15 protein-coding genes and 1 pseudogene are annotated in these 12,910 nt (G+C 70.4%); 10 read left to right on the top strand and 6 right to left on the bottom strand.

Annotated elements, in window-relative coordinates; all coding sequences use genetic code 11:
- Window positions 1-18: 18 nt before the first annotated feature.
- Both ABD378_RS39540 and ABD378_RS39535 read right to left on the bottom strand, forming a co-directional pair.
- On the bottom strand, window positions 19-654 hold the full coding sequence (locus ABD378_RS39540; protein ID WP_344529468.1) for an FMN-binding negative transcriptional regulator: 636 nt from the start codon (window positions 652-654) through the stop codon (window positions 19-21).
- Window positions 654-1,382 (bottom strand): pyridoxamine 5'-phosphate oxidase family protein, encoded by a 729-nt coding sequence (locus ABD378_RS39535; RefSeq protein ID WP_344529466.1) that lies wholly within the window; start codon window positions 1,380-1,382, stop codon window positions 654-656. The genes ABD378_RS39540 and ABD378_RS39535 overlap by 1 nt, the downstream gene beginning before the upstream one ends.
- A gap of 35 nt (window positions 1,383-1,417) precedes the next feature.
- Between ABD378_RS39535 and ABD378_RS39530 the strand changes: the two genes are divergently transcribed.
- Window positions 1,418-2,749 carry an aminotransferase class I/II-fold pyridoxal phosphate-dependent enzyme gene (locus ABD378_RS39530; RefSeq protein ID WP_344529464.1) on the top strand — a complete coding sequence of 444 codons (1,332 nt, stop codon included), beginning with the start codon at window positions 1,418-1,420 and terminating at the stop codon, window positions 2,747-2,749.
- Window positions 2,750-2,766: 17 nt separating this feature from the next.
- Here the strand turns inward: ABD378_RS39530 and ABD378_RS39525 are convergent, their stop codons facing one another.
- Window positions 2,767-3,759, bottom strand: a complete 993-nt coding sequence (locus tag ABD378_RS39525; RefSeq protein WP_344529462.1) for a DMT family transporter — start codon at window positions 3,757-3,759, stop codon at window positions 2,767-2,769.
- 74 nt (window positions 3,760-3,833) lie between these two features.
- Between ABD378_RS39525 and ABD378_RS39520 the strand changes: the two genes are divergently transcribed.
- Window positions 3,834-4,739: a LysR family transcriptional regulator gene (locus ABD378_RS39520; protein ID WP_344529460.1), complete on the top strand. Its 906-nt coding sequence runs from the start codon at window positions 3,834-3,836 to the stop codon at window positions 4,737-4,739.
- Here ABD378_RS39520 and ABD378_RS39515 read toward each other — a convergent pair whose 3' ends face one another.
- Complete coding sequence (locus ABD378_RS39515) at window positions 4,740-5,219, bottom strand: pyridoxamine 5'-phosphate oxidase family protein (RefSeq protein ID WP_344529458.1); 480 nt, start codon at window positions 5,217-5,219, stop codon at window positions 4,740-4,742. It lies immediately after the preceding gene.
- A gap of 194 nt (window positions 5,220-5,413) precedes the next feature.
- Between ABD378_RS39515 and ABD378_RS39510 the strand changes: the two genes are divergently transcribed.
- Window positions 5,414-6,055: a cysteine hydrolase family protein gene (locus ABD378_RS39510; RefSeq protein WP_344529456.1), complete on the top strand. Its 642-nt coding sequence runs from the start codon at window positions 5,414-5,416 to the stop codon at window positions 6,053-6,055.
- Window positions 6,056-6,064: 9 nt separating this feature from the next.
- Here ABD378_RS39510 and ABD378_RS39505 read toward each other — a convergent pair whose 3' ends face one another.
- Window positions 6,065-6,529 carry a Rieske (2Fe-2S) protein gene (locus tag ABD378_RS39505; protein WP_344529454.1) on the bottom strand — a complete coding sequence of 155 codons (465 nt, stop codon included), beginning with the start codon at window positions 6,527-6,529 and terminating at the stop codon, window positions 6,065-6,067.
- Between the two features lie 90 nt (window positions 6,530-6,619).
- Here ABD378_RS39505 and ABD378_RS39500 point away from each other — a divergent pair, with 90 nt between their 5' ends.
- The 7 genes from ABD378_RS39500 to ABD378_RS39470 all read left to right on the top strand — a co-directional run bounded on the left by ABD378_RS39500 (window position 6,620) and on the right by ABD378_RS39470 (window position 12,657).
- On the top strand, window positions 6,620-7,411 hold the full coding sequence (locus ABD378_RS39500) for a HipA family kinase (protein WP_344529452.1): 792 nt from the start codon (window positions 6,620-6,622) through the stop codon (window positions 7,409-7,411).
- Window positions 7,408-7,791: a DUF3037 domain-containing protein gene (locus tag ABD378_RS39495; protein ID WP_344529450.1), complete on the top strand. Its 384-nt coding sequence runs from the start codon at window positions 7,408-7,410 to the stop codon at window positions 7,789-7,791. The genes ABD378_RS39500 and ABD378_RS39495 overlap by 4 nt, the downstream gene beginning before the upstream one ends.
- Window positions 7,792-7,926: 135 nt before the next feature.
- Entirely contained in the window at window positions 7,927-8,688 is a 762-nt protein-coding gene (gene fabG, locus ABD378_RS39490; protein ID WP_344529448.1) for a 3-oxoacyl-ACP reductase FabG, read from the top strand.
- Between the two features lie 37 nt (window positions 8,689-8,725).
- Window positions 8,726-9,481: an SDR family oxidoreductase gene (locus ABD378_RS39485; RefSeq protein WP_344529445.1), complete on the top strand. Its 756-nt coding sequence runs from the start codon at window positions 8,726-8,728 to the stop codon at window positions 9,479-9,481.
- 197 nt (window positions 9,482-9,678) lie between these two features.
- Entirely contained in the window at window positions 9,679-11,256 is a 1,578-nt protein-coding gene (locus ABD378_RS39480; protein WP_386546879.1) for an ABC transporter substrate-binding protein, read from the top strand.
- A 92-nt stretch (window positions 11,257-11,348) separates the two neighbouring features.
- Window positions 11,349-12,032, top strand: a complete 684-nt coding sequence (ung, locus tag ABD378_RS39475; protein ID WP_344529443.1) for a uracil-DNA glycosylase — start codon at window positions 11,349-11,351, stop codon at window positions 12,030-12,032.
- A gap of 136 nt (window positions 12,033-12,168) precedes the next feature.
- Window positions 12,169-12,657, top strand: a complete 489-nt coding sequence (locus ABD378_RS39470; protein ID WP_344529440.1) for a hypothetical protein — start codon at window positions 12,169-12,171, stop codon at window positions 12,655-12,657.
- 31 nt (window positions 12,658-12,688) lie between these two features.
- Here the strand turns inward: ABD378_RS39470 and ABD378_RS39465 are convergent.
- Window positions 12,689-12,910: pseudogene (locus tag ABD378_RS39465) on the bottom strand (hypothetical protein); the annotation flags it as partial.

Below are 12,910 nucleotides of genomic sequence, written 5' to 3'. Positions count from 1 at the left end.
CGCGCTTCGGCAGGTCGCTCAGCGGCGGCGTAGTTGGTGCTTGTGGGCCGCCGCGTCTCGTGGGCCATCGCGTTCCGTGAGGCCCGACGCGATGCGGTCCTGGACCTCCTGCGGCTTGTGGCTGGCGTACTTGAACTTTGCCCGTACGTCCGTCACTTCGAGGCACAGGGCGCGGATGCCGGAGAGCATCCGGCCGAACGGGGCCTCGCCCACCGCGGCCGGTGCCGAGCCGCCCTCCGGCTGGAAGTGGGCGACCTGGCGGTTGAGGAGTTCGGCCTTCTCCTCCGGGTCGTCCACGATGCGGGCGGTGCAGCGGAGCTGGACGGCGGCGTAGAAGCTGGTCGGCACGCCGTGCTCGGGCGGGGTGTCCGGGGGCGCCTGCCAGGGGCCCGGTACGTACACGTAGTCGTCCACGACGCTGAGCAGCACTTCGGGATCGGCTTCGAGCGCGGGCCACAGCGGGTTGGGGCGTGCCAGATGCGTGATCACCCGGCCGTGCGGGCCGTGGCCGGGTTCGAAGGCGAAGTGCGCGGGCTGGACGTGCGGGGGCTCTCCGGGCAGGCCGTTCACGGCGAGCTGCCCGAAGTCGTGGCCGGCCAGCCACTGCTGCCACTCGGCGTCGGAGCGCGGGGCGTCCCAGGGGTGGATCAGCATCACAGCTCGATCAGGTAGTCGGGGACGTCGATGCCGGGGGCCAGGTCGGCCGAAGGGACCAGTGGGTCGTGGCCCTTGCGCAGCGGGACGACGCCCGACCAGTAGGGGAGGTCGAGGTCCTCGGGGTCGTCGTTCGGGCCGCCGGTGCGCACCTTCGCGGAGACCGCGGCGAGGTCGAGGCTGAGCACGGCGGTCGCCGCGAGCTCCTTCGCGTTCGCGGGGCGGGAGTCGGCGGAGCGGCCCGGCACGACGTGGTCGACGAGCGCGTCGAGTGCGGTGCGCTTTTCCTCGGGGTCCGTGACCTGGTGGGCGGTGCCGTGGATCACCACCGAGCGGTAGTTGATCGAGTGGTGGAAGGCCGACCGGGCGAGGACCAGGCCGTCGACGTGGGTGACGGTCAGGCAGACCGCCAGGCCCGGGTCCTCCTCCTCCTGCTGCTGCCGGGCGTCGCCCGCCATCCGCAGCGGCCGGGAACCCGTCGAGCCGTGCACGTACAGGCGCTCGCCCACCCGGCCGTACAGCGTCGGCAGGACGACGGGGGCGCCGTCACGCACGAAACCGAGGTGGCAGACGTAGGCCTCGTCGAGTATCGCGTGCACCAACTCCTGGTCGTACGCGGCGCGGTCACGCCCGCGGGTGGGGACGGTGAGGTCGGTCGGCGCGTACGAGGCGGTGTCGGTGGCGGTCTCGACGCCGGTCTCGATGCCGGACTCGGATGCGACGCTCATTGCCTTCTCCATTGCACTAGTGCATAATCTGGTTTGTGCTAGGAGAGTATCGGATCGAAGGCCGACGTGCAGCTGAGATCGCTGCCAGTGTGGAGCGCGCGGTGGGTGGCGGAGGCCTGGAGCCGGGTCAACTCCTTCCGCCGATGCGCGAGTTGGCGCAGCGGCTGGGGGTGAATCCCAATACGGTGGCCGCCGCCTACCGCACGCTGCGTGAACGCGGCGTCATCGAGACCGCGGGGCGGCGCGGCAGTCGCGTACGTCCCAAGCCCGCGACGACGGTGCGTGAGCTGATCCGGGTGGACGTGCCGGCCGGTGTGCGCGACGTGTCGAACGGCAACCCGGACACGGCCTTGCTTCCCCCGCTCGCAGAGGTGTTCGCGGCGGCCGCCGCGGAGGGCGACCGGCGCCCCGTGCTGTACGGGGAGGCAGCGGTGGACCCCGAGATGAGCCGCCACGCGCGCGTGGCCCTCGACGAGGACGGTGTGCCGGAGGGCCCTGTCGCCGTCACCTCCGGGTCGCTCGACGCCATCGAGCGCGTGCTGGCGGCTCATCTCAAGCCTGGTGACGCGGTCGCGGTGGAGGATCCCGGCTGGGGGAGCCTGCTCGATCTGATGCCGGTGCTCGGGCTGCGTACGGTCCCGGTGGGTGTCGACGACGACGGGCCGCTGCCCGCCGACGTGGAGGACGCGCTGCGCGGCGGCGTCCGGGCGCTCATCGTCACCGACCGCGCCCAGAACCCGACGGGCGCCGCGATCAGTGCTCCACGCGCGCGTGCCCTGCGAAAAGTGCTCGCCGCACACCAGGACGTGCTGCTCATCGAGGACGACCACGGCCACGCCATCGTCGACCTGCCGCTGTACCCGCTGGCGGGCGTGACCCGCAGCTGGGCCTTCGTCCGCTCCACGGCCAAGGCGTACGGGCCCGACCTGCGTCTTGCCCTGCTCACGGGGGACGCCGTCACCGTCGATCGGGTGCAGGGGCGCCAGCGGCTTGGCCCCGGGTGGGTGAGCCATCTGTCGCAGCGCGCCGTGGTGCGTCTGTGGACGGACGGGGCGGTGGACGCGGCCGAGGTGGCGGCGTCCTACGGGAAGCGGCGTGACGCCCTGATCGCCGCACTCGCCGAGCGGGGAGTGGCGGCGCACGGGCGCAGTGGCATGAACGTGTGGGTGCCGGTGCCGGACGAGACCGGCGCGGTCGCCAGGCTGCTGCACGCGGGGTGGGCCGTCGCCCCGGGGGCGCGGTTCCGGATGGGCGCGCGGCCCGGGGTGAGGATCACGGTGTCGACGCTCGGGGACGGTGACATCGAAGCGGTGGCGGACGCCGTCGCATCCGCCACCGGGCCCGCTCCCGCGCGGCGCTATGAGTGAGCGGGCCCTCCGCGGCGCTATGAGTGAGCGGCGGGCTTGCGTGAGCGGTCGCGCGGCCTGGACTGGGTGAGAGCCGCGCCCGCCAGGACGATCACCGCGCCGACCGGCGTCGACCAGCTCAAGGACTCGCCGAGGACGGCGACGCCCGCTGCGGTGGCGATGACCGGGACGAAGTACGTGACCATCTGGGCCGTCGTCGGTCCGACCTCGGACACCAGGCCGTACTGGAGGAGGAAGGCGAGCCCGGTGCCGGCGGCACCCAGTGCCACGACGGCGAGGAGCGGCACGACGGGGAAGTGCGTGGGGAAGGACGTGAACAGCGGGGTCACCACGGCCAGTTCGACGGTCGCGACCAGGAGCTGGCCGCCGGTCAGCGAGAGGTTCGAGTGACCCGAGCCGGCCAGCGTGCGGCGCACGTAGATCCAGCCGATCGGGTAGCACAGCGAGGCGAGCAGTGCCATCGCCGTACCGCCGAAGTCAAGGCCGCTGAAGCCCTGCCAGGCGCCGAGGACCGTGAGCACTCCGAGGAAACCGATGCCGAGCCCCGCGACCCTGCGCCGCGTAGGACGGTCCTCGGAGAGCGCGACCAGGGAGAGCGCCATGCCCCACAGGGGCGACGTCGCGTTGCAGATGCCGGCGAGCGTGGACGGGATCGTCAGCTCCGCGTACGCGAACAGCGAGAACGGCAGGGCGTTGAGCAGCAGCGCCGCGACCGTGAGATGCGCCCATGTCCGTGCCCCGCGCGGCAGCCGCTCGCGCTTCATCACGAGGACGACCGCGACGACCGCGGTGCCGAAGACCAGGCGCCCCAAGGTGACTTGGAACGGTGCGTAGCCTTCTGTGCCGACCTTGATCAGCAGGAAGCTGAAGCCCCAGATCAGTGACAGGACGCCGAAGCGGAGGCGCCAGCCGAGGGCGCGGCGCCTCGGATCGGCAGGGGGCGGGGCGGAAGGGGCGGAGGGGGCGGAGGGGGCGGCAAGGGAGCCGGGAGGGGTGGTGGTGGCGCTCATGTACGTCACCTTGAAGCAGCCGACGTCGTAGAACAAGCGAAATAAACTGCCCGGTATCGCGTAGCATCGCTTACATGTTGAACCTGGAGCGCCTGCGCACCCTCGACGCACTGGCCCGGCACGGCTCGGTCAGCGGCGCCGCGGCGGGGCTGCACGTCACGACGTCGGCCGTCTCCCAGCAGATGACCAAGCTGGAGCGCGAGGTGGGCCAGCAGCTCCTCGCCAAGAACGGCCGCGGAGTGCGCCTCACTGATGCCGGGCGGCTGCTCGCCGAACATGCCGCGCGCATCCTCTCCCAGGTGGAGCTCGCCAAGGCCGACCTGGAGGAGCAGCGCGGCAAGGCCGTCGGCGAGCTGCGCATCTCCGCGTTCCCCACGGCGATGCGCGGCCTGCTGCCCGGCACGCTCACCGCGCTGCGGGCCGGGCATCCCGGCCTGCGCGTCCGCTCCCAGGAGATGGAGCCGCAGCTCGGAGTGGCCGCCGTGGTGCGCGGGGACATCGACATGGCGGTCGTCCTCGACTGGTACAACAAGCCGCTGCCGATGCCTGAAGGGCTGATCAAGGCCTCCCTCCTTGACGACCCCGCCGATGTCGCCATGCCCGCGACGCACCCCCTCGCCGACCGCTCCGAAGTGGACCTCGAGGAGTTCGCGGACGACGAGTGGATCACGTGGGCGGAGGGGGAGTTCTGCCATGAGTGGCTGATGTTCACGCTGCGCGCCAAGGGCATCGAGCCGCGGATCGCGCACCGCGCGGAGGAGCACCACACTCAGCTCGCGCTGGTGGCCGCGGGCCTCGGCGTATGCGTGGCACCCCAGTTGGGGCGCGATCCGATGCCTGCCGGGGTCAGGACGGTTCCGGTGCGGCACCGGGTGCGCCGCCATGTGTACGCGGTGTGGCGCGCGGACGCTGACCGCCGGCCGTCGATCAGGGCGGCGGTGGAGGCGCTTCAGGGGGCGGGGGCCGCTCTTGGCCAGTGATCAGGGGCGGGCCTGTAGTTCCGCCAGTTTCCGGAAGTCCCAGGACGCGATGGCGTCGGGTGTGAGCCGGACCCACGCGTGCTTCCCGTCGTAGGGCATCGAGTCCATCCCGAAGTACTTCTGGGCGAACAGCCGCTCAGGGACGTCCAGTTCGGGGCAGGGCTCGCCCACGCGCGGTGCCTCGGCGACGAAGACCGCCGTCCCGGACAGCTCCACACCCCGCAGCTCTCCGTACTCCACGCCCGCGTCGATCACCACGGCGACCCGCTGGTCGCCCCGCAGGTCCGACCAGCGCTTGCTGCGGGTGATCGAGAACAGCCACAGGGATGTGCCGTCCCAGGCGAACCAGAGTGCGCTGACGTGCGGGGCGCCGTCGCCGGACACGGTCGCGACCCGGCAGGTGCGTTCCGCTCCGAGGAACGCGTCGAGCTCGCCGGGCGACATCATGATCCTGCGGCCCCGGCGCTGTGTGACGGCCATCGGTCCTCCCGCGACATAGGGAAAAGGTGGGCGCACAGCTCAAACTGACTGACCGTCAGAACAGTGCGTCAGGAAAGCATGCGGTCTCTTCCGCCGTGACGCAATGGCGGCTAACCTCCGCGCATCCCGGACGCCGGTTGCCTCGGCTGTCCCGGGACGACCGGACGACCCGCACGACCCGGACAGGGGGAGCCATGCCGTCGTACGAACAGCTCAGGGAACTCCTCGATCCCGCCACCACCGTGCTGATGACCGTCGAGTGCCAGCAGGGCGTGGTGGGTACGGAGAGCGCGCTGCCCGAACTCGCCGACGAGGCACGCTCGTCGGGCTGCCTCGCCAATGTCGCGCGGCTCGTCTCCGCCGCCCACCAGGCCGGGGTCCAGGTCCTGCACGCCGTCGCCGAGCGGCGGCCCGACGGGCGCGGCGCCAACCACAACGCCCGCCTCTTCCGCGCCGCGGGGCGGCTGCCCGTGCAGCAGCTCTCCGGGACCAGGGCCGTACGGATCGCGCCGCCCATCGAGGTCGCCGACGAGGACTTCGTCGTACGGCGGCTGCACGGACTCTCACCCCTCGCGGGCACGGACGTCGACCCGCTGCTGCGCAATCTGGGGTGCCGCACGCTCCTGGTGACCGGCGTGTCGGCGAACGTGGCGATACCGAACGCCGTCTTCGACGCCGTGAACCTGGGCTACACCGCCGTCGTGCCCTCGGACGCCATCGCGGGAGTCCCCTCCGACTACGCACCCGCGATGATCCGCAACACCCTCGCCCTGGTGGCCACCATCGCCACCACCGAGGAGGTCCTCGGCAGCTGGAAGCGTCCCAGGCCGGTGTGACGAAGCGCCCTAGGCCAGCGTGATCGAGTCCCCCTCCACGGTGATCTCGGCGGCGGGCAGCGGTTTCGGTGCCGGAGAGGCCTTCACACTCCCATCGGCGATGGAGAACTTGCTCCCGTGACAAGGGCAGTTGATGGTGCCGCCCTCGACGCTCGTCACCGGACACTGTTTATGGGTGCAGCGGTTCGAGAAGGCCTTGAACTCGCCCTCCGTCGGCTGGGTCACCACCACCCCCTCCTTCTTGAAGATCTTGCCGCCGCCCACCGGGATCTCCGATGTCTTGGCGAGCGCGGCCCCGCCGGCTCCGGCGGGCGCCTCGGCCTCATCAGGCGCCTTCTTGTCGGCCGGAGCGGAGTCGTACGAGTCCTCGCTTTCCCCGCAGGCGGCGAGCGTGGCGGCCAGGCTGACGACGCCCGCCGCCGCGACGACCGAACGGCGGGAGAGCGCGGGCAGAGGTTCCTTCGAAATGGTCATGTCTGGTGGTACGCGACCGCGTGCCGCCGTGTTCAACAGCTCAAGCACTTCTTGCGCGAGCCGAGTTCGGACCGGCATTAACCTGGGGCAATGCTCACCGAAGTCACCGCGGTCCGCTACGCCACGCCCCTGCGGGAGGGCGGATCGCTCCCCGGCCTCGTCGAGGCCGTCGACGGCCGGGGAACGTACGCGCCGTACGTCATGAAGTTCACCGGGGCCGGACAGGGCCGCAAGACGCTCGTGGCCGAGGTGATCTGCGGGCAGCTCGCGCGCGGCCTGGGGCTTCGGGTGCCTGGCCTCGCGCGGATCTGGCTCGATCCGGTGCTCGGCCTCGGCGAGCCCGATCAGCAGGTGCAGGAGCTGCTGAAGTCGAGCGGCGGGCTGAACCTCGGGATGGATTACCTCTCGGGCGCGCTCGGCTTCGACCCGCTCGCGTACGACGTCGATCCGGCCGAGGCGGGCCGCGTCGTGTGGTTCGACGCGCTCATCAACAACGTGGACCGCTCCTGGCGCAACCCGAACATGCTCATGACCGGCGGCGACCTGTGGCTCATCGACCACGGCGCGAGCATGATCTGGCACCACAACTGGCGCACCGCCGAGACCGCGGCCGCCAAGCCGTACGACGCTTCCGACCACGCCCTCGCCCCCTTCGGCCCCGACGTCGCCACGGCCGCCGCCGAACTCGCCCCGCTCGTCACCGAGGAGCTGCTCACGGCCGCCGCCGCCGATGTGCCCGACGCCTGGCTGGTGGACGAGCCGGGCTTCGACAGTCCCGACGCCGTGCGCCGCGCCTATGTGGCGGCGCTGCTGCCGCGGGCCAAGACCATCCACGAACGGATCCAGCTGCCCGAGCCGCAGCGGAAGGGGCGCACTCAGTGACCGATCGGGACGTTTTCGAGTACGCGCTGGTGCGCGTCGTGCCGCGTGTGGAGCGCGGGGAGCAGTTCAACGCGGGTGTGGTGGTCTACTGCCGGGCCAAGTCCTTCGTGGCCGCCCGTACGCATCTTGACGAGGCCAAGCTGCGGGCCCTGGACCCCGAAGCCGACCTCGGGGGCATCAGGGCCGCGCTCGGCGCCGTCGAGCGGATCTGCGTGGGTGGCGAAGAGGCAGGTCAGGCCGAGCGGGACGACGCCGGTCGGCGTTTTCGGTGGCTGATCGCGCCGCGCTCGACCGTCGTGCAGCCGGGGCCGGTGCACACGGGGCTCACGGCGGATCCGGCCGAAGAGGTGGACCGACTCCTGGACCTCCTGGTGAGGTAAAGAATCACAGGCCCCGGTGTGCCGTTGACACCGGGTGCCAGGGCTTCTAGCGTCTCGTTCAGCTGAAGGTACTAAGCGGTCGCTCACCAACAGGGCGTACCGTAGAGCCGCATCCCAAGGGCGAGGAGAACCAGCATGTCCACCACTGAGCAGCGCGTCGCGGTCGTGACCGGAGCAGCGCGAGGCATCGGCGCGGCGACCGCCGTGCGTCTGGCCGCCGAAGGCCGCGCCGTCGCGGTGATCGACCTCGACGAGGCCGCCTGCAAGGACACCGTCACGCAGATCACCGCTGCCGGTGGCAAGGCGATCGCCGTCGGCTGCGACGTGTCCGACGAGGCTCAGGTCGAGGCGGCCATCGCCCGGATCGCCGACGAGCTCGGCGCGCCCACGATCCTCGTGAACAACGCCGGTGTGCTCCGCGACAACCTCCTCTTCAAGATGAGCGCGAGCGACTGGGACATGGTCATGAACGTGCACCTGCGCGGTGCGTTCCTGATGTCCCGCGCGATCCAGAAGCACATGGTGGACGCCAAGTTCGGCCGGATCGTGAACCTCTCCTCGTCCTCCGCGCTCGGCAACCGCGGCCAGGTCAACTACGCCGCGGCCAAGGCCGGCCTGCAGGGCTTCACGAAGACCCTCGCCAAGGAGCTCGGCAAGTTCGGCGTCACCGCCAACTCCGTGGCCCCCGGCTTCATCGTCACCGAGATGACCAAGTCCACCGCCGACCGCGTCGGCATGGGCTTCGAGGACTTCCAGGCCGCGGCCGCCACCCAGATCCCGGTGCAGCGCGTCGGCCGCCCCGAGGACATCGCCAACGCCATCGCGTTCTTCACGGGCGACGCCGCGGGCTTCGTCTCGGGTCAGGTCATGTACGTGGCCGGCGGCCCGCTCAACTAGTTCTGTCCCGGTAGTTCTGTTCCGGAGGGATGCGGAGATGACAGTGCAGGACAGTGGAAAGACCGCGCTCATCACGGGCGCGAGCCGCGGAATCGGCTACGGCATCGCGGAGGCGCTGGTCGCCCGCGGTGACCGCGTATGCATCACCGGGCGCAACGAGGACGCCCTCAAGGAGGCCGTCGAGAAGCTCGGCGCCGACCGCGTCATCGGCGTCGCGGGCAAGGCCCACGACGAGGCCCACCAGGCGATCGCCGTCGAGCGCACCATGGAGGCCTTCGGGCGGGTCGACTTCTTGATCAACAACGCCGGTACGAACCCGGTGTTCGGGCCGATGGCCGAACTCGACCTCAATGTGGCGCGCAAGGTCTTCGAGACCAACGTGATCTCGGCGCTCGGCTTCGCCCAGCAGACCTGGAAGGCCTGGCAGAGCGAGAACGGCGGCGCGATCGTGAACATCGCCTCCGTCGCGGGCGTCTCTCCCTCGCCGTTCATCGGCGCGTACGGCATGAGCAAGGCCGCCATGGTCAATCTCAGCCTGCAGCTTGCGCACGAGTTCGCGCCGAAGGTGCGGGTCAACTCGATCGCGCCGGCCGTGATCAAGACACAGTTCGCCAAGGCGCTCTACGAGGGCCGCGAGGAGGAGGCCGCCGCCGCGTATCCTCTGGGGCGGCTCGGTGTGCCCGAGGACATCGGGGGCGCCGCCGCGTTCCTCACGTCCAGCCAGTCCGACTGGATCACGGGACAGACACTCGTGGTCGATGGCGGCATCTTCCTCAATGCGGGCGTCAGCTGACGAAGTCCTGTTAATCGCCAGGTACGCCACTTAAAGGGGACGTACGCACGCATCAAGTGCCCCGTCGGCGCCGCAAGTTGGTCCGGCGGGGCATTGCGATATTGTCTGCCGACCCATGGCATGGCCGATCGAGGAGCGTGCGCGTGTTCAGTGAAGTTCGCCTGGTGGCGGCGGCGGGTCTCCGTGGCCTGGCCGGGCTGCCCCGCCGGGGCCTGCGGCCGGCCGCGGCGCTGGTGTCCATATCCCTGCTCTCGGGGTGCGGGGTCTTCTCGTCGGACGAGTCCGACGAGGAGCAGCAGATCACCGTCGGCACGATGAGTGCTCCGAGCACCCTCGACCCGGCGGCCGCCTGGGACAGCTCCTGGGAGCTGTACCGCAATGTCTTCCAGACCCTCCTGAGCTTCCCCAGCGGGGCGGCCGAACCCGAGCCTGACGCGGCCGAGTCCTGCAAGTTCACGGACGCGACGAACAAGGTCTTCACCTGTGAGCTGCGCGAGGACCTCAAGTTCTCCGACGGCCACGCGCTCGACGCGAAGGCGGTCAAGTACACCTTCGACCGGATGCGGCGCATCGACGTGAAGGGCGGGCCGACGGGACTGCTCGGTTCGCTCGACTCGGTCGAGACGAAGGGCGACCGGACGGTGACGTTCCGTCTCAAGAAGCCGGACGCCACCTTCCCGTTCGTGCTCTCCACACCCGCCATGTCGATCGTCGACCCCAGCGAGTACCCGGCGGACAAGCTCCGCGAGGGCACATCGATCGCGGGCTCGGGGCCCTACGCCCTGGAGTCGTACAAGCCAGGTGAGCGGGCCGAGCTGGTCAAGAACACCCACTACCAGGGCGCCGCCGACCGCAAGAACGACGCGGTCACGATCCGCTACTTCAAGAAGTCGTCGACCATGGTCGACGCCCTGAAGAACAAGCAGATCGACGTCACCTTCCGCGGCCTCGCGGCCGAGGACATCGTCGAGATGCAGGCCAATAAGGACGCGCGCGAGGGAATCCAGCTCGTCGAGGGCTCGGGCACCGAGATCCGCTACCTGGTGTTCAACCCCGATGACCCCTGGGCCAGGAAGAAGCCGGTCCGTCAGGCTTTCGCCCAGGTCATCGACCGCCCGGCCATCGCCCACAAGATCTACCAGGACACGGTCGAGCCGCTGTACTCGATGGTCCCCCAGGGCCTCACCGGCCACGGCACCGGCTTCTTCGACGACTACGGAGACCCCGACACCGCCAAGGCCGCGGACATCCTCAAGAGCGCGGGCATCAACGAACCGGTGCCGCTGACGCTCTGGTACACCACCGACCGCTACGGCTCGGCGACCGCAGGGGAGTTCGCCGAGATCAAGCGGCAGCTCGAGGATTCGGGCCTGTTCAAGATCACCCTCAAGAGCCGTCCCTGGACCGAGTTCGACGCGGGCACCAAGAAGCGTGAGTACCCGGTCTTCGGCCGTGGCTGGTTCCCCGACTTCCCCGACGCGGAGAACTTCATCGCGCCGTTCATCGGCACGAAGAACGTGCTCAACACGCCCTATCCGTCACGGGAGATCACCGAAGAGGTGCTGCCACGCTCGCGCCGTGAGGCCGACCGGGGCGCGGTGGCCGACGACTTCGAGCGGGCCCAGCGGCTCCTCGTCGACGACGCGCGACTGCTGCCGCTGTGGCAGGGCAAGCAATACATCATGGCGAGCGAGGAGATCGCGGGCGGCGAACGGGCCCTGGACCCCTCGGCGATCATGATGATGTGGGAGCTGGAGCGAAAGACCAGCTGGTAGCGGGGGCCGCGGGCAGCAGGGGGTACGTCGATTGTCAGTGGCCGCCGGTAGGTTCAGTGGTGAGAAGTGACCGCACACCGGAGGTTGTTGACGTGACCGACATCGCCATGCTGCCCGCGTCCTGGCGCGGAGTCCTCGGCGAGGAACTGCAGAAGCCCTACTTCAAGGAGCTCACCGAGTTCGTCGAGGAAGAGCGGGAGAAAGGCCCCGTCTACCCTCCGCGTGACGAAGTGTTCGCCGCGCTCGACGCGACTGCGTACGACCAGGTCAAGGTGCTGGTCCTCGGCCAGGATCCGTACCACGGCGAGGGGCAGGGGCACGGCCTCTGCTTCTCCGTGCGGCCCGGCGTGAAGACCCCGCCCTCGCTGCGGAACATCTACAAGGAGATGAAGGAGGAGCTCGGCCACCCCGTGCCGGACAACGGCTATCTGATGCCGTGGGCCCAGCAGGGCGTCCTGCTCCTGAACGCGGTGCTCACGGTCCGCGCGGGAGAGGCCAACTCCCACAAGGGCAAGGGCTGGGAGAGGTTCACGGACGCGGTGATCCGCGCGGTGGCCGACCGCCCGGACCCCGCCGTCTTCGTCCTGTGGGGCAATTACGCCCAGAAGAAGCTCCCGCTCATCGACGAGCAGCGGCACGTGGTCGTGAAGGGCGCGCACCCCTCACCACTCTCCGCGAAGAAGTTCTTCGGCTCGCACCCCTTCACGCAGATCGACGCAGCGGTGGCGGCGCAGGGACACGAGCCGATCGACTGGCGCATCCCGGACCTGGGCTGAGCCCGGGCCGTCACCGGCCTGGCCCAGCGGTATGTGTGAGCGCCTCGCGGCCGATCGCGCCTGACGGTGATTGTCAGTGGGTGCGGATAGCGTCGAGAGCGGTTTGCACGATGGGCGTACGAGCGTGGAGGACCCGGTGGCGGAGCAGCAGGAGCAGGCGGCGGAAGACGTCGTGATGACCCGGATCGGGCAGGCGGTCATGCTGCACCACGGGGGCGACCGTGAGGAGGCGCGGGGCCGCTTCCTCGGTCTGTGGTCGGAGATCGGCGAGGAGGGCGACCCGCTGCACCGCTGCACGCTCGCGCACTACATGGCGGACACGCAGGAGGATCCGTCGGACGAACTGGCGTGGGACCTGAGGGCGTTGTCGGCGGCGGACGAGCTCACGGACGAGCGTCTGCACGAACACCACGACTCGATCGCGGTCCGCGGCTTCTATCCCTCCCTGCACCTCAACCTCGCGGCGGACTACGTGAAGCTTGGCCGCCCCGAGGCGGCGCGCAATCACATCCGCAGGGCGCGTGGAGCGGTCGGGGCGCTGGGGGACGACGGGTACGGGGACGGGATCCGGGCGGCCATCGGGAGGCTGGAGCTGCAGCTGGGGGAGGGGAGCGAGGTGGAGTGAGGCGGGCGGCGGCAGGGCGTGGCCGGGGGGCTCAACGCCCGTAGGCGTCCTCGCAGATGACGGACTCGGGGCTGCCGGGCTGCCAGCCGCCGTACTGCTTGCCGAGGGCGCAGAGGTCCGCGTTCGTCGGTGCCGCGGTGGGAACCGCGGGCGGTTCGATGGCCTCCGGGCGGTGACCGTGGCGGTGCGGGGGTGGGGCGGAGCGCTGCGCGGGGCTCGCGGTGCGGGGTGGCGCTGCGGGGACGGTCGGGGC

The sequence above is a fragment of the Streptomyces rectiviolaceus genome (assembly GCF_039533825.1).
Taxonomy (GTDB): Bacteria; Actinomycetota; Actinomycetes; order Streptomycetales; family Streptomycetaceae; genus Streptomyces; species Streptomyces rectiviolaceus.
Note: the sequence above shows the minus strand (reverse complement) of the source record. Positions and strands in the feature narration are given on the sequence as shown.